The 16,794-nt window shown below is 39.1% G+C and carries 16 protein-coding genes; 8 read left to right on the top strand and 8 right to left on the bottom strand.

The genetic code is table 11. The annotated features are described in order from the left end of the window. Positions 1-176 precede the first annotated feature (176 nt). The 5 genes from HPE63_RS17850 to HPE63_RS17830 all read left to right on the top strand — a co-directional run bounded on the left by HPE63_RS17850 (position 177) and on the right by HPE63_RS17830 (position 5,613). Positions 177-1,310 (top strand): collagen-like triple helix repeat-containing protein, encoded by a 1,134-nt coding sequence (locus HPE63_RS17850; RefSeq protein WP_188315671.1) that lies wholly within the window; start codon positions 177-179, stop codon positions 1,308-1,310. 143 nt (positions 1,311-1,453) lie between these two features. Further along, positions 1,454-2,503 (top strand): Kelch repeat-containing protein, encoded by a 1,050-nt coding sequence (locus HPE63_RS17845; RefSeq protein ID WP_188315670.1) that lies wholly within the window; start codon positions 1,454-1,456, stop codon positions 2,501-2,503. A 117-nt stretch (positions 2,504-2,620) separates the two neighbouring features. Next, positions 2,621-4,129 carry a leucine-rich repeat domain-containing protein gene (locus HPE63_RS17840; RefSeq protein ID WP_188315669.1) on the top strand — a complete coding sequence of 503 codons (1,509 nt, stop codon included), beginning with the start codon at positions 2,621-2,623 and terminating at the stop codon, positions 4,127-4,129. Positions 4,130-4,256: 127 nt separating this feature from the next. Then, positions 4,257-4,895, top strand: coding sequence for a collagen-like protein (locus tag HPE63_RS17835; RefSeq protein WP_188315668.1), 639 nt, complete (start codon positions 4,257-4,259; stop codon positions 4,893-4,895). A gap of 112 nt (positions 4,896-5,007) precedes the next feature. Beyond that, on the top strand, positions 5,008-5,613 hold the full coding sequence (locus HPE63_RS17830; protein WP_188315667.1) for a collagen-like protein: 606 nt from the start codon (positions 5,008-5,010) through the stop codon (positions 5,611-5,613). A gap of 49 nt (positions 5,614-5,662) precedes the next feature. Here the strand turns inward: HPE63_RS17830 and lipB are convergent, their stop codons facing one another. The 4 genes from lipB to HPE63_RS17810 all read right to left on the bottom strand — a co-directional run bounded on the left by lipB (position 5,663) and on the right by HPE63_RS17810 (position 8,355). Then, on the bottom strand, positions 5,663-6,364 hold the full coding sequence (gene lipB, locus HPE63_RS17825; RefSeq protein WP_188315666.1) for a lipoyl(octanoyl) transferase LipB: 702 nt from the start codon (positions 6,362-6,364) through the stop codon (positions 5,663-5,665). A 32-nt stretch (positions 6,365-6,396) separates the two neighbouring features. After that, a complete protein-coding gene (locus tag HPE63_RS17820) occupies positions 6,397-7,134 on the bottom strand; it encodes a hypothetical protein (RefSeq protein WP_188315665.1) in 738 nt (245 codons plus the stop codon). Between the two features lie 7 nt (positions 7,135-7,141). Further along, entirely contained in the window at positions 7,142-7,297 is a 156-nt protein-coding gene (locus HPE63_RS17815; RefSeq protein WP_188315664.1) for a YqaE/Pmp3 family membrane protein, read from the bottom strand. 161 nt (positions 7,298-7,458) lie between these two features. Further along, positions 7,459-8,355, bottom strand: a complete 897-nt coding sequence (locus HPE63_RS17810) for a hypothetical protein (RefSeq protein WP_188315663.1) — start codon at positions 8,353-8,355, stop codon at positions 7,459-7,461. 250 nt (positions 8,356-8,605) lie between these two features. On the opposite strand from HPE63_RS17810, the gene lysS reads away from it, so the two are divergent. Then, positions 8,606-10,297, top strand: a complete 1,692-nt coding sequence (gene lysS / locus HPE63_RS17805; RefSeq protein WP_188315662.1) for a lysine--tRNA ligase — start codon at positions 8,606-8,608, stop codon at positions 10,295-10,297. Positions 10,298-10,483: 186 nt separating this feature from the next. Further along, a complete protein-coding gene (locus HPE63_RS17800) occupies positions 10,484-11,914 on the top strand; it encodes an SLC13 family permease (protein WP_188315661.1) in 1,431 nt (476 codons plus the stop codon). A 55-nt stretch (positions 11,915-11,969) separates the two neighbouring features. On the opposite strand, the gene HPE63_RS17795 is transcribed toward HPE63_RS17800, so the two are convergent. Further along, a complete protein-coding gene (locus HPE63_RS17795; RefSeq protein WP_188315660.1) occupies positions 11,970-12,380 on the bottom strand; it encodes a hypothetical protein in 411 nt (136 codons plus the stop codon). Positions 12,381-13,276: 896 nt separating this feature from the next. Between HPE63_RS17795 and HPE63_RS17790 the strand changes: the two genes are divergently transcribed. Beyond that, complete coding sequence (locus tag HPE63_RS17790; protein ID WP_188315659.1) at positions 13,277-13,723, top strand: hypothetical protein; 447 nt, start codon at positions 13,277-13,279, stop codon at positions 13,721-13,723. Positions 13,724-13,756: 33 nt separating this feature from the next. Here the strand turns inward: HPE63_RS17790 and hemL are convergent, their stop codons facing one another. Genes hemL through HPE63_RS17775 form a run of 3 tightly spaced genes read right to left on the bottom strand, consistent with a single transcriptional unit; the run spans position 13,757 to position 16,788 of the window. Continuing rightward, a complete protein-coding gene (hemL, locus tag HPE63_RS17785) occupies positions 13,757-15,046 on the bottom strand; it encodes a glutamate-1-semialdehyde 2,1-aminomutase (RefSeq protein ID WP_188315658.1) in 1,290 nt (429 codons plus the stop codon). Continuing rightward, positions 15,047-15,886, bottom strand: coding sequence for a glucosaminidase domain-containing protein (locus HPE63_RS17780; protein WP_188315657.1), 840 nt, complete (start codon positions 15,884-15,886; stop codon positions 15,047-15,049). Further along, the gene (locus HPE63_RS17775; protein ID WP_188315656.1) at positions 15,883-16,788 is read right to left on the bottom strand and encodes a 1-aminocyclopropane-1-carboxylate deaminase/D-cysteine desulfhydrase; all 906 of its coding nucleotides are present in this window, start codon (positions 16,786-16,788) and stop codon (positions 15,883-15,885) included. The genes HPE63_RS17780 and HPE63_RS17775 overlap by 4 nt, the downstream gene beginning before the upstream one ends. Positions 16,789-16,794: the final 6 nt, after the last annotated feature.

Genomic DNA, 16,794 nt, shown 5'->3' with positions numbered 1-16,794 from the left:
GCCCTTATGCCCACTTCTTTTATGACAATTGTAGTTATGTCGGGTTTCTGTAGTAATCGTATTACAATAACTTTTCTAGAATATTTGATTTTGGCTTTTTTCAAAAAAAACGTAATCGGCGTGTTAACCTATCCCAATCTGAACTATAAAGGAATATACCTTTAAAACAAAATAGTATGAAAAATTTATTTTACAAATCAATGAACATAGTCGTAGTATTGGCAATGGTACTAGGGGCCTCATGCGCCAAAGATGGTGAAGATGGCCTGGACGGAGCCATTGGTGCCCAAGGCCCACAGGGCGAACAAGGGCCAAAAGGAGATCCCGGGGATAATGCCCAGGTTGAAGAGATGGCAGTATTTGGACAATGGGAAGTTATCGAGGGACAATTAGGTGTTGATGCATCTAAATTACTTTATATAAATGAGGACAACACCCTAAATATTCTATCCGAGGATCAAATGGGCTTTAAAAGGGCATATACTACCAATATAACGGTAACTTCAGAGCAGATTACAATGAGTGGCGAATCTTATGGAGTCTCCATTAACAATTATATATTGGATAATGACATATTGACCATATTTCCTCCGGGAGAAGCCGAACCTACAGTGCTGCAAAAAATTGAAAATGGACCAAACCCTTCTGAATGGGTCAAATCCCTGACCATTCTAGCTGAGGGGGTAGTACCTTGGGAAAGGGATGTAGATATAACCTTTGATGGCGAATATCTTTTGGGGTTCAATGAAAATGAAGGTGATATTTTACGGATCAACCCCGATGATTTTTCAATTGTCGATAACATTCCTACCACCCGTGCTGCGTACGCCGTTGAAATTGAAAAATCGGACGCACCTACAAGACAGTTGTTCCAGAGCAGTAATGGTAGTTCCAATTTCTACTCCTATATCTATTCCTCTAACAGTTTGTATTACACTTCTGAAAATCTTGGAAGTTGGATTCGGGGTATTGCTTCAATCGAACCCGGATTACTTTGGGTTTCCAGCTCAAGTGCGGAATCATTATACCAATATAAATCAAATGGATCCTTATCTCCCGGTGAAATTTTAGAAACCATTCCTCTTGATATACAGCCTGGCGGACTTGATTATAGAAATGGCTACCTCTATATCACAGAAAGAAATTATATACACAAATGCCAGACCACACCCGAATTTAAAGCTCTGGAAACCTATGAGGTCAAAGGTCATAGCATTGATGGAGTTACCCATGATGGCACCAATTTTTGGTTAAGTGCTGAATCTTGGGAAGGAAATACCCATAAACTTCTAAAAGTTGACTTGCCCTAATAATACAAAGTCAAATCCCTTGCCAATTTCAAAGTAAGGGATTTTTCCTTTTTGAAATCTTATTAAAAAAATGAATGATAGTGTTAACCTTCATTTGGAACCAGCATTAAGTATAAAAGAAAAACAGTTAAAATCCACTACCTATGAAACTATCAAAATTAATTACATTGACCATTTTGACATTTACGATATGGTCTTGTCAAAAAGAAGAACTATTTCTTGAACCGATCAATGATCTACCTGATAATAAGGCAGTCACCGGAAGAACCTCACTGTACCCAAGTATCTCATTAAATTTCAATCTTGAAAGTTCAACTAGTAAAATGGGGGGATTTGCAGGGCAGGCCATGACCTTTTTCAATGGCTACCTTTGGCTAGTGGGTGGGGATAATGGTAACACCCCACCATGGACCTCGAATTCAGAGGTATGGAGAAGTCCCAATGGTATAGACTGGAAACTCGTTACTTCAAACCTCTTCGATGAACGCAGGAATCATTCCCTGATCGTATTCAAAAATAAAATGTGGCTGATCGGTGGCATCAACAATGACGGGGAGGTATTGAGCGATATTTGGAATACAAAAGATGGTATTCATTGGAACCGCATAAATTATTTGAATCCCCTACTGGACATTGATCAAAACAGTTCCGTAGTATTTAATGATAGAATATACGTTTTTCGCGGGAATGGCCGCACGAATCAGGAAGTTTGGTCTACTTCGGATGGAAGCAACTGGCGCATGGAAACAGACAATGCCTTCCCTGTTAGGAGTCATTATAAAACAGCTGTTTTTAATGGGTTTATCTATGTCTATGGTGGGTTAATCCGCGGAGGTGAATTGACAAATGAAGTATGGGCAAGTCCGGACGGAAGCTATTGGTATCAAAAGAGACCGGCCGACGCTATTTTTGACGCTCGAATTAACCATACGGCCACTGTATTTGATGGAAAGGTCTGGGTTGTGGGAGGAGAAAGTTGGGATACCTCGGGTTCACGTACTTTTTATGGGGATATTTGGTACTCCACAAATATGAAATATTGGTCAAAGTATGACGGAAAACCACCCTTCTACAAAGGCCTACAAAGTCATGAGAGCTTAGTTTACGACGACAAACTCTGGGTATTCGGTGGATATAGGCTCGATGGCTCCATGGTAAGTATTCTAAGCAATAATATTTGGAGTGTAGATTAGAAATAAACACATCATAAAATAAAAAACCACGGCTAGTACCGTGGTTTTTTTATGTACAAATGTTAACCTATCAATTGATTTTCCATTAAAGTTTATAATTCATATAAATATACGACCATGAAAATCTATAATTCAATCTTGGGAATTTTAATACTACTTACAATAACAATAGGCTGCCAGAAAGATGATGACAGCACCATTTATTTAAGTGATGCCAAACAAATAACAGCCTTCAAAATATTAAAAACTGAAAATCCTTCTTTGACCCAGGATATTATCGGCACTATTGATCAGGACACAAGAACCATAGTCGCAATGGCTCCAATTGGCACTGACTTAAATGGTCTTGTCCCCAGTATTCAAGTATCATTAAAGGCATCCATAGACCCGAAGGCAAGCCAAGATTTTGGTAACACTGTAATTTACACGGTTACCGCTGAGGATAAAACTACGGCAGCTTATGAAGTAACGGTCCTAATTACCAAAAGCACTGAAAAGAAAATAACATATTTCAATTTTACACCTACCGACAACCCATCACTTACGGCCATTGTAGTTTGTACGATTGAAGAAGATTTAAAATTGATTACCGCAACTATTCCCAATAATGTAGACCTGTCCTCCATAACCCCCAGTATTGGACTATCCCCTGGAGCCACAATAGACCTTAATGGAGTCCAAAATTTCACGGAAAAAGTGAACTACACTATAACCGCTGAGGACGGTTCTTCCAATATCTACGAGGTCCATCTAACCAACCTTGCTACCAAACAAAAAAAGGTGTTGGAGGATATCTTAAGTACGAATCCCGAAAATACCTTGGGATGGGACTTAAACACCCCGGATTTAAGTACTTTGGAGGGCGTAAATACCTGGGAAACTGGAGAAATACATTGGGTAGACCTTTCTGGAAAGGGCATAAAGGTAATACCCGCAGCCTTAGGTGAACTTAAGTACTTGAGCTTCCTAAAACTCTCCAATAACAATATTGATTTTATTCCTGAAGAGATAGGATCACTAACCTACTTATCAAGTTTTTATGTGGACAATAATATGCTTGAGGCATTACCAGCAGCATTTTGGACACTTACGGAGCTTCGGAATTTAAGTTTAAACAACAATAATTTAACCTACATACCGAGCGAAGTTGGCGCCCTAATAAATTTAAGACAACTTAATATCTCCAACAATAATTTGCAGTCCTTTCCGGCTGAAACTGGGAACTTGGCCCAATTGACCTATTTAAATTTCAGTTCCAACAAAATTGAAACCCTACCACAAGAAATAGGTCAGCTAACAAACCTGCAATATTTCTATGCTACTGACAATGAATTGACCAATCTTCCCGAATCAATTTGGGATTTAGAAAGTATTGAGTATTTCTCTATAGGCAGTAACAATTTCTCATCGCTAACCAATAAAATAGGACAACTTACTACATTGATAGAATTAAATATATCAAACAATAACATTAGCACCCTTCCCTTTTCCATTGGAGAACTAATAAACTTGGATGAGTTGGATTTGCGTACTAATAGTTTTACCTCAATCCCTCAAGTTGTTTGTGACCTGGAAACTGATCATGGCACCCTAATTTACAAAGACGAAGGTGTTAGCTGCGATTAGCGAAATAAGGACACACCTATTAAATAGCATTTAAACCGAGGTACCTACTTCGGTTTTTTTTATGCACCATTGTTAACCTTTTAAACCCAAAACCATTAAAAGGCAAATGATATAAAAACAAGAAATTATGAAAACTACATTAAAATTTTTAGCCTTGGGTTTAGTAATATGTGCACTTGCGTTTACATCTTGCTCAAAAGATGGGGCTGACGGTGCGAATGGGCTCGATGGCATTGATGGGGTTCAAGGACCCCCAGGGATAGATGGGTCCGATGGAACAGATGGTATTGACGGAGTTGATGGGGTTGATGGACAAGATGGGGAAGACGGCAATGCCAATGTAATCGCTTCTGATTGGTTTGGTCCTGTTGGGCAAACTTTTGTAGTCAATGGGTATACAAAATATGCCGAATTTGATAAGGATATAACTGGTATTGATGCTGGGTTATACGAAAATGGAACGCTACTGGTATATGGTAAATTTTCAAATTTCGTTTCAGAGGTTTGGCCTTCAGATCATAGTGCACAATTACCTGTGACTATTAGTGGTGGAACTACCGAGCATATTTACACCTATTATTTCTCTCCCACGAATCTGAAAATCAGATATCGACAGGAAGGACCCGCTGATACATGGTCATTTTCTACTACGGGGAATATATTCAGATATATTGCGATTCCTTCCAATATTTCAGGTAAATCTAGAATCGACTTTTCGAAAATGAGTTATGAAGAGGTAATGGACTATTTTAATCTTAACCATTAAGCGTAATAATCAATAAACCGAGCCCCTCACACCTCGATTTTTCATATTTAAATGTTAACCTTTTTCATTAAAGGCTATAAATAAGAACATAATAAACTTAAAATTCTTAATCATGAAAAATGTAATGACCAAAACAAAGTATGTATTGATGACCCTAATGCTAATTATGGCTTTCTCCTGTTCCAAAGACGGGGAAGATGGTATGGATGGTGCCATAGGCCCACAGGGTGTACAAGGACCGGCCGGACAAGATGGGGCCGATGGCCAGAATGGCGAAGATGGCAATGCCAATGTTAATACCTATGTATTTGACCTTTCCTCCGAATCTGGAAACTCCATTCCTGTAGATTTACCCGAACTCACTCAAGAGGTCATCGATAATGATCTTATCATCGGCTATCTACAAAATGGGGCAGGTAGTGGCACCTATTACCCAGTGCCTGCAAGTGTCTGGCCGAATGGCACTGGTGGATTCTATGATATTGCCGTTGATATTGCAGTAGGAAAATATTGGGTTCATTTTTATCAGGTTGGTACACAGACATTCATGGATGTAACTAGTGTAGAATTGGGAAAACTTAAAATCGTTATTGCCGAATCGACCAATACAACTACAGGTAAAAGCGGAAAAGAAAGTATTCGTGAGTCATTGAAATCAGCAGGAGTCGATATTAATGACTACTACGCCGTTATGGATTATTTTGGACTTGACTATTAACACTCCCGTTATATTGAAAACAAAAAACCGAGGTTTAAGCCTCGGTTTTTTAGTTTATGATCTCCGCTTCAAATAGCTGTGAGAAGTGTTTCAATAATTTCTCTTTGACTTGGGCCATGGGAACTTCTTTTTTCCCCAATTCTACATTTAAAGAGGTGACCGCCTTGCCTTTGATACCGCAAGGGATCATCAGATCAAAATACCCCAGATCGGCATTCACGTTCATGGCAAAACCATGCATGGTTACCCACCGGCTGGCGCGTACACCCATGGCACAGATTTTTCGGGCAAACGGGGTGCCTACATCCAACCAGACCCCAGTTTCCCCTTTGGAGCGTTCTGCTTTTACCCCGTATTCGGCCAAAGTCAGAATGACCATTTCCTCCAACAGTCGAAGGTATTTATGAATGTCGGTAAAAAAATTGTCCAAATCCAATATAGGATACCCTACGATTTGTCCAGGTCCGTGATAGGTGATATCCCCTCCCCTATTTATTTTGTAGAATTTCGCTCCTTTTTCGGCCAAGACTTTTTCATCGACCAACAGATTGTCAATATCCCCGCTTTTTCCCAACGTATATACATGGGGATGTTCTACCAAAAGAAAATGATTTGGTGTTAAAACTTGTGTTTCTTCCCGTCTATTCTTGATCTTGATGGCTAAGGTTTTCTGGAATAATTCCTCTTGAAAATCCCAGGTTTCCTTATAGTCCTTTAGACCTAAATCCTGTAGTTCAACCTTCTTGTTCATCACATCTAAGATACAAAGTCCATTATAGACGGTTAGTCTTCCAACTCAACCTCGATATTCAAGGTATCCGGATTTTTCATATAGGAAAGAAAATCGATTTCATAAAATAAGGTCTTACCATCTGCACTATAGGTAGCCGCTTCAATAGACGAAGATTTTACTCTTCTAGGGAAGTGGTATTTTAACTTATACATGGAGCCTGAAAGAAACATTTCGGCCCCAGCTAAACTATCCACGCTTTGTTGTTGTAAAAGACTATCGATAATTTTAGCCGTTCGTTTGAAAGTGTTCGCTGTAAAGGAATATTCCACTTCGGTACTCTGATTCCCCATTCCGGCAGGTGTGGCTTGGTTATTACCTCCTGGACCAATACTACTGGCTTCTTGAAAGGTATTAAAGGCATCACTTACTTCTGTTATATTCTTGAACTCACTGAACATATCGAACTTCATCTCCTTGGTTTCTGGGTTCATAACCATATGAAGCTTAAAAGGTTCAAGTTTTTTCAATTTAGCTTGTTCAGCGGCAGATAATGTTGCAATACTATCCTTTTTTTCCTCTAAAAATGCCTTGAACGAAATAACCGAATCTATGGCCTTCTCCCCACTTTTCATCATTTCATCCCCAGCCATATCCATCATTTCCGAACCATCGAAATTGATCGACAGTTTCCCTGAACCATCATCATTAAGATAAATTTCCTCTGTAAAATTGCATGAAGCTACTAGGGCCACAACGAGTAGTAATGACCAATAACGTAATTTGAACATATTATACTTAATTAGGATTGTTGAGGATGACCAAGGCCGCAATAACGCCCGGTACCCAGCCGCAAAACGTCAAAAGTAAGACAATTAGGAACGACCCACAACCTTTTCCGATGACGGACAAGGGAGGGAAGATAATTGCCAAAAGCACACGAATAAAACTCATTGTAGTAGGATTTATTGATTGATGTAATAATATGACGCTAAATTATCCAATTTGTTACAATTCTTAGTATTGAAAAGGGCCTTCAATATTGAAGGCCCTTTTCTTTAAAAAAATAATGCGTCTTACAACAAGACATGGGGGATTTTTAAAATAGTATAAAATTAATTTTCGTTTATACAGAGCCCTTCTAGAGCATCCTCAATATCGCCAGGTGTACTCATGATCTTCATAAATGTACCCATGGTCAAATCTGGCCAATGCAAGGCTATTCTATATTTACCATGCAGCATTGTTGCCTTGTTTCCCTGTAATATTAGTTCATAAGGTAATGCTGCTACATGATCGGTCCCGATTTTTGGTAAAAAATGTGATTCCCCATCTTCCTTGCTACTTAATCCCACGCCAAAAACGGCAACCTCTTTATCCGGATAAACCAATTTATAGACTTGAACCGTATTGCCTTTTTTCGATTTCAGATTACCTTCGATTATCGCCAAACCTTCTTCAAAAGAAGAAAACTCATTCAATTCAACAGGATCCGAAAAATAGGGCATCATAATCTTATAGTGGTATTTTTTTAATTTATTAGCTTCAACGGTTCCACCAAAAGGTTTGAATTCATCACCAATTGAAGAAAAAGCCGTTTTCAAATCGGCGCTGAACTTTTCGAAAGTACTTTTGTAAGTCCCGTAATTATCCCCTAAATAAGCTCTTAAAATATAATCCGGGTTGGTATACGAAATAGTGATTTTTCCATTTTTACTGACAAAACCAACTTTGAATGCAGCAGCCAATGCACCTCTATCCTTAATTTTGACCACCGTGTTTCTTAAATCGTTATTTGTAAATACGACGACTTTATAACCACTATTGTTCATAGGATTATAGGAGCCCAATATTGAATAGGAATTTTCCTTTAAAACTTTAACAACGTTATCAGAAGCCTGTTGAATGGTCTCACTGGTCTCCCCGATCTTAATGTAAGGTGACAATTCTTGACCTTTTACACCAAAGCCAAAACATAATACTGTTAGAATGCTTATTAAAATAGATTTCATTTTATTAGAGATTTAATTATTAGTACAACTAGAACCTACTACCTGTCAAATTATAAGCTTCAGAAACTAAAGTATGGAACCCAAAGAAATAGAGGCCGTCTTTGACCTTACAAAACAACTATAGAAGGACTGATGAATCTATGATTTTTGTCATGTTAACCAAAAGGATCACTCGAATTAAGGGTAATAATCAAAAAGTATCTTTCCTCTTTATTAAAAAATGTAAATTTGGGCTTTAAAAAAAATCCTAATGCAGCTTTCAGAACAAGAAATTATACGTCGCGAAAAATTAACCAAGTTGAGGGAAATGGGAATCAACCCTTATCCGGCAGCCCTCTATCCCGTGGATGGGACTTCAAAAAGTATCAAAAATGAATACGTTGAAGGGAAGAAAGTTGTTATTTCTGGCAGATTGATGTCCCGTAGGATTCAGGGGAAAGCATCTTTTGCCGAGCTTCAGGACAGTGCAGGAAGAATTCAATTGTATTTTAATCGCGATGTCATTTGCCCTGATGAGGATAAATCCAAGTACAACGAAATCTATAAAAAATTGTTGGACATAGGGGATATCATTGGTGTTGAAGGTGAATTGTTCACCACTCAAGTCGGTGAAAAGACCGTTATGGTCAAAGACTTTACCATGCTTAGCAAGGCATTACGCCCGCTACCCTTGCCAAAAAAAGATGCTGAAGGGAATGTGCATGACGAATTCAATGATCCTGAACTCCGGTATCGTCAACGCTATGTTGATTTGGTGGTGAATCCGTCGGTAAAGGAAACGTTTATCAAGCGTACAAAAATCACGAATAGCATACGGGAATTCTACAATAAAAAAGGCTATTTAGAGGTCGAGACCCCTATTTTACAACCCATCCCTGGTGGGGCTGCCGCCCGTCCTTTCTTAACTCACCATAATGCATTGAACATGCCATTATATCTAAGAATTGCCAACGAGCTTTATCTGAAAAGATTGATTGTTGGTGGTTTTGATGGCGTATATGAGTTTTCAAAGGATTTTAGAAACGAGGGCATGGACCGTACCCATAATCCTGAATTTACCGTTATGGAACTCTATGTGGCCTATAAAGACTACAATTGGATGATGGAAACTACAGAACAACTTTTGGAAAAAGTGGCCATTGACGCCAATGGTAGCTCCAAAGTGACCGTCGGTAAGAACGAAATTGAGTTTAAGGCACCTTACGCTCGAGTACCTATTTTGGAGGCCATAAAAATCCATACTGGGGTAGAAGTCGCTGGGATGGACGAGGAAAAATTACGTGAAACCGCCAAAAAATTAGGTATTGAGGTAGATGAAACCATGGGCATCGGAAAATTAATCGATGAGATTTTTGGGGAAAAATGCGAACACCATTACGTTCAACCTACCTTTATTATTGACTATCCTAAAGAGATGAGTCCGTTAACGAAAGAACACCGCACAAACCCAGCATTGACCGAGCGTTTTGAACTAATAGTCAATGGTAAGGAAATTGCAAATGCCTATTCAGAGCTTAACGATCCCATAGAACAACGCGAACGTTTCGAGGAGCAGTTAAAACTTTCGGAAAAAGGGGATGATGAAGCCATGTTCATAGACCAGGATTTCTTAAGGGCCTTGGAATATGGTATGCCCCCCACTTCAGGAATTGGCATTGGTATTGACCGTTTGGTGATGCTTTTGACCAATAACTCTTCGATCCAAGAAGTATTGTTCTTCCCACAAATGCGACCTGAGAAAAAACAGGTTGAATTATCAGAGGAAGAGAAAATGATTTTGGATTTATTGAAATCGAATGGCCAAATGGCCTTGGAAGACCTAAAAAACAAAGCTGGGCTAAGCGGAAAGAAATGGGATAAATCAATGAAAGCCCTTTCTAGACATGATTTACTTAAGGTTGAGGTCGTGGGTGACTCCAAAACAGTGCAACTCACATCCTAACCCGCATCTAAACGGTTATACATTCTCCAAAGAGGTTTAGCCATTGATAATCTGTTTAAAGCTTTACAAATCATGGTTGGCTTTATTTTCTTGGTGTTCTTGATTTCACCTGGAATCTTGTATTTCAATTAACCCACGCCATAATTAAAAGAAAAAGTATAGTTTAGGGGTTCTAATCAACATCCAATGAACCTAAGCAGAAAATTGGGGCTATTCCTTGGGCCAATTTTATTCCTGATAATCAGCAATCTACCAAGTGCCCTAATTTCGGAGAAAGGGGATGCGGTCATAGCCATTGCCATATGGATGATTATTTGGTGGATTACCGAAGCGGTATCCATTTCGGTGACGGCTTTATTGCCCTTGCTACTTTTTCCTCTTTTGGATATCCTACCCATTGCAGAAGTAGGGGCTAACTACGGTAGTCCGATAATCTTCCTATTCTTTGGAGGTTTTGTAATGGCCTTGGCGCTTGAAAAAGTGAATCTGCATAAACGTATTGCCTTAACCATTATCAATATTACGGGAACAACACCTGACAAAGTAGTCCTAGGCTTTATGATCGCTACTGCAGCATTGAGTATGTGGATCAGCAATACAGCAAGTACCGTAGTCATGTTACCCATTGCGATGTCGGTTATTGATTTGCTCTTATACGACGAAGATGGCTTTACCAAGAAAGATAGCAACTTTGCACTGAGTGTCATGTTGGGTATAGCATTTTCAGCCAACGCAGGGGGAATTGCAACAGTAATAGGTACGCCGCCAAATTCTGTGATGATAGGATTGTTGGAAAATGAATATAATATTGAAATCTCCTTTTTAAAATGGATGGTGATCGGTGTTCCATTCTCAGCGGTAATGATAGTCATCAGTTATTTGGTCCTAGTAAAATGGATGTTCCCTAGCGGGCAATTAAAGTTCGCTGCATCAAAGAATGTCATAAAGGATGAACTTACAAAATTAGGCCCCATGGGCGGAAAGGAAAAAATGGTTCTTATCATTTTTGGAGTAACTGTCTTTCTTTGGATTTTCAGAACCCTCATCAATAAGATACTACCGGATTTGGGATTATCTGATACGATAATAAGCATGTTAGCGGCAATTTCTCTGTTCACAATACCCTATAACCTCAAAAAAGGCGATTTCTTGATCCATTGGGGTGACACCCATAAATTGGCATGGGGTATTCTCATTCTTTTTGGTGGTGGATTGGCTTTGGCAAAAGGTATGAATGTTAGTGGAATTGTGGATCTTGTAGCTAATGGCATTGCGTCAAGTGAGATCAGTATTTTAGTTACGGCCATCCTTTTGATCATCTTAATGTTATTTATGACCGAATTGATGAGCAATGTGGCATTGGTAGCTGTTTTAGCTCCTGTTGTGGCGGGTATTGCCATTGGTTTGGAGATACCCATTCTTTATTTACTGATTCCCGTGACCATAGCCAGTAGCTGTGCTTTTATGCTTCCCATGGCTACGCCGCCTAATGCTATTGTATTTGCCAGTGGGTATATAAAAGTGCATCAAATGGCCCGAGTGGGCCTTATTTTGAATTTGATTTCCGTTGCCTTGTTGGTGATACTATTTCAATTTATTGTTCCACTCTTATTTTAAAAACGAAACCCCCGTTTAGAACGGGGGTTTATAAGTGAATCGGATAATTAAATTTCTATTTTGAAAGATTTGTATTTGAGTTGAAACCGTTAACGAAAATTGACGTCGAATCCAAATTAAATTCGAACGCATCATTTTCATCGATATAATTAATACTCTCTACATCCGAAGGGTAGGCATACGGATCAAATCCTTTGGGCAGATATTTTTTCGTATCTATTTGTAATACCCATTCCTCTTTTATATAATCAATAGAATTAATGTTGAAATAAACTTGATTGGGATCAAAATCTTCTGGAAGATAATCCGCCGTATTAAAACCAAGGTCAAAGTCTATGTCATCTTCGACGTACTCAATGGTATTTAAATCTAAATCATCATTTTCTATTCTTGGGTCATTTGCGAACATCCCGTTCACAAACAGTAGACCTGCTATAAAACCTAGTAAAATTGTTTTTCTATTCATAACGCTAAAGGTTAATTTCTAAGCAAAGGTATAACACATTCGAGCAGTTATTATTGTATTGGGATGTTCGGTTAAGGGGTATTCACTGGTCGGTGAAAATCAATTCGACAAAAACTGTCTTACTAAATTATCAACTTAGCATTATTAGGTTGTCTGGTTTATCTGCGAGGCAAATTTTAAAGCTGAAATTTAGGAAGGAAGTAAATCGACTATTTAGTGTTATATTTATGTTAACTACCGTTAGAAGTGCCTTTTATCGGTGAAATACATGGGAAATACACGAATAAAATAAAGCCATTGCATAGCAACAGCTTTATTTATAGACTAATTCGAAAATTGAAAAATGAAAATTCTCTACTTATATGACTGTAATTTTCCTATAATGTTACACCATCCTCCAAATTTCCTAGTTTTTAGTTGCCACGTACGCAGAAGTTTTACCTAAAAAGGTAAGCCCTGCGACCAAAAGCATATAAATCCGATATCCGAAAACCTTAAACATCATAAATAGGATATTTCACCATATAAAATGTTGAGTTGGCAACAATCGGGAATTTCATAGTACTTCTGTTGCTATCTTTGATAACGTAATCAAAAACCCCCAAATAGTATGACTTATTTCATAGCCTTAGGTACCTACTTGATCTTAATGTTTATTTTTAAAGTATACTTTCACTATAACCATTAAGTCGAGTTTCAAATAGAATTAAACTATTCAATATTAAAATCTGTATTAAAAGTTCAAAATAAAATCGAAAGGTTTTAAAAAAGGGCAAGGAATCTATTTCTTGCCCTTTTTTGTGTTGAATATTGTTAAACTAAACTTAAATCAAATACCGTCACTAAACCTTGATGTCAATCTTGTGTCTTAGTACCAAAATCATAAAACAAATAACATGAAAAAAGTAATTTTATTAGTCGTACTTATGGCTGGGTTTACCGCCATGGCTCAAAAAGGTGAAAGAGGTCAAAGGGGGGAGTATAAAAATATGTCTGCCGAACAAATGGCAACACTTCAAACCAAAAAAATGACCTTGGACCTTGATTTGACCCAAGCCCAGCAAACAAAAGTCCAAGCTTTGAACTTGGAAAATGCCAAAAAACGGAAAGCTCAAATGGAAGCACGCAAGGCCCAAAAAGAATCAGGAGAAGCAAAAGCGCTAACGAGTGATGAGCGTTTTGCAATGAAACAAGAACGTTTGGATGCTGCGATAGCCCATAAGGCCGAACTTAAAAAAATCCTAAACGAGGAACAATTTGCGAAATGGGAAATGCACCATAAAAAAAGAGGGGAGCATCGTAAAGACAAAGGAAATCGCTCCAAAGGAAAAAAACAAGGATAAATAGAAACAAAAAAGGCGCTTATCGCGCCTTTTTTATTTTAGGTCAGCCGCTATATGCTGTAATGTCAAAATAGTTTTATCCAAATCGGCATAACTTAGGGCATCATTCAAGAAGTAACTTTCAAAAGCACTAGGTGGTAAATAAATCCCATGATCCAACATTCCATGGAAATATTTTTTAAATGTATCATTATTTCCTTTTGCTGAAGTTTTAAAATCTATAACGGGTTCGTCGGTAAAGTGAATCGAAACCATACTTCCAAACCGGTTTATTTGATGGGGAATATCATTTTTGACCAAAACGTCTTCCAAGCCCTCATGCAGATACGAAGTTTTTTCTGCCAAGCTTCTAAAAATTCCCGGATTTTTGTCCAGTTCAGTCAACATAGCCAAACCGGCGCTCATGGCCAAGGGATTCCCGCTTAATGTCCCTGCTTGATACACAGGGCCATCAGGTGCCAAATGGTCCATAATATCTTCACGAGCGGCAAAGGCACCCACGGGCAGACCCCCGCCAATGACCTTTCCAAAGGTGACAATATCGGCAGCTATACCCAAGGCTTCTTGAGCCCCACCTTTTCCCAATCGAAAACCCGTCATTACCTCATCAAAAATCAATAAAATGTTTTCTTGTGTACATAGTGCACGTAGGCCCTTGATAAAATCTTCCTGTGGGATTATACAACCCATATTCCCTGCTACCGGCTCTATGATCACTGCCGCAATTTCACCCTTGTTGGCTACAGTCAGTTCCCGTACACTCTCCAGATCATTATATCCGGCCAATAAAGTATCCTTCGCTGTACCTTGGGTAACACCAGGGCTATTTGGGCTACCAAAGGTAACGGCCCCACTACCGGCCTGGATTAAAAAGGAATCGGAATGGCCATGATAGCAACCTGCGAATTTTATGATCTTATCCTTACCTGTGTAGCCACGTGCCAAACGTACGGCACTCATACAGGCTTCCGTTCCACTGTTTACAAAACGTATTTTATCTATGTTCGGAACCATGGATACCGCCAATTTCGCCAATTCGGTCTCAATCTCGGTCGGCATACCGAACGAGGTTCCTTTCTTGGCCCTTTCTATTACGGCATTGATGACCGGCTCATAGGCATGTCCTAAAATAAGAGGGCCCCATGAAGCGATGTAATCTATCAATTTGTTACCGTCTACATCATATAGATAAGCTCCTTTGGCCTTTTTTACAAATATGGGATCCCCACCTACTGCTTTGAAGGCTCGAACAGGGGAATTTACGCCTCCCGGAATATATTTCTTGGCCTCGACAAATAAGGCACTGCTTCTTTTATAGATCATCTATTTCTTTGTTAATTCGGACTTCACGGCAATCTTCTGCCCTATCGCCAAATTATTGGAATTTAAATTATTCATTCGTTTAAGCTCATCAACAGAGATAAAATACCTTCTTGAAATGGAATAAAGCGTATCCCCTCTCTGTACCACATGAACCTTATTCTCATATTGTTTGGGTTCCGCGATGGCTATTCCGCTGTTTTGTTGAACATCCGAATCAAATTTATGCAGTCGATGTTCTTCAATAAGGTAAATCAGCTTTTGGGGATATCTTTTGTCGGTGGCATAACCCGCTTCACGAAGTCCTTTGGCCCATCGTCTGTAATCGGTACTTCCATAATCAAACAAAAATGAATACCGGGCACGGCTCGATAAAAACTCACTATGATCCCGATAAGAATACATCGGGTGGTTGTATTTTCTGAAACACTCCCCTTTTTCATCATCATCGTGAAAATCATAATCACCTTGCCAACCCGTATGGCATTTTATCCCAAAATGATTATTGGTCTTAACTGCTAATTCCCCTTTACCCAATCCGCTTTCCAACAGGCCTTGGGCCAAGGTAATACTTGCGGGAATACCATAGGCCCTCATTTCATATTGGGCAATATCCGAAAAGGTCTGTATGTATTCCTCAACCGAGGCAATCGAGAATCTATGGAATTTTCCCGTATCCTCTGGAAGTGGATAAAGTCCTCTTGAATCGTATTTGCCTTTGGTTTTTTCTTTGGTAGCCGTAGTTTCTTGGTTAGACCTACTCGAATAGGTAGTTTGCTTCTTGGCTTTGCAACCCATTAGAAAAGTGCCTAAAACCGTGATTAAAACGAGTCTTTTTATCATAGTTCGATCAATGGTAGATTCTTCTTTTTCAATTTGGCGTTCATCCCCGAAATTCCTTGCAATCCCCCGGTATGAACAGCTAGTATTTTTGTGCCCGGTACAAAACGATCCCTTTTCACCATATCGATTATGCCATACAACATTTTTCCGGTGTATACGGGATCCAATGGAATTCGGGTTTTCTTTTTGAACTCATTTATAAAATGTATCAGTGCTGTTGACACCTTGGCATATCCTCCAAAATGATAGTCCCTTATTAAATCCCAATTTCCATTCGCTGCAAATTTACGAATATCTTCCTTTAAAAAATTTTCTTTCAAGGCAGGGAATCCCAAGACCTGTTGTTTTGGTCCAGCTGTATTGATGATACCAGCGATTGTCCCCCCCGTACCCACACAACTGCAGATAATGTCAAAGGCACTGTCCGTCCCTGTCAAAATCTCTTCGCATCCTTTTACCGCCAAATCGTTGGTACCCCCTTCAGGCAACAGGTAAAAACGGCCGAATTCAGATTTTAGGCACTCCAAACAGTGTTCCGTATGTTTTTTTCTATAATCATTCCTTGAAACGAAGTTGAGCTCCATTCCCAATTCGAAGGCCAACGACAAAGTGGGGTTTTCGTGCCATTTAAAAGCCAACTCCTCGCCACGTATGATACCCACACTGCGTAGTCCATTTTCATTTGCGGCACAGGCAGTAGCGGCTATATGATTGGAATATGCCCCTCCGAAAGTCAATAGGGTATCATACTGCTCACTTTTGGCCTTAAGCGTATTGTACTTGAGCTTACGATACTTATTTCCCGAGATCAAAGGGTGTATGCTATCCTCTCTTTTTATATAGAGCGATACTTTTTTTTCTTTTAATATTGGAAGGTCTACTTCTTGATTTTCAGTGTGCACCCGTCA

Source organism: Maribacter arenosus (assembly GCF_014610845.1).
GTDB classification, from domain to species: Bacteria; Bacteroidota; Bacteroidia; order Flavobacteriales; family Flavobacteriaceae; genus Maribacter_A; species Maribacter_A arenosus.
This window is presented reverse-complemented; position numbering and strand designations above follow the sequence as displayed.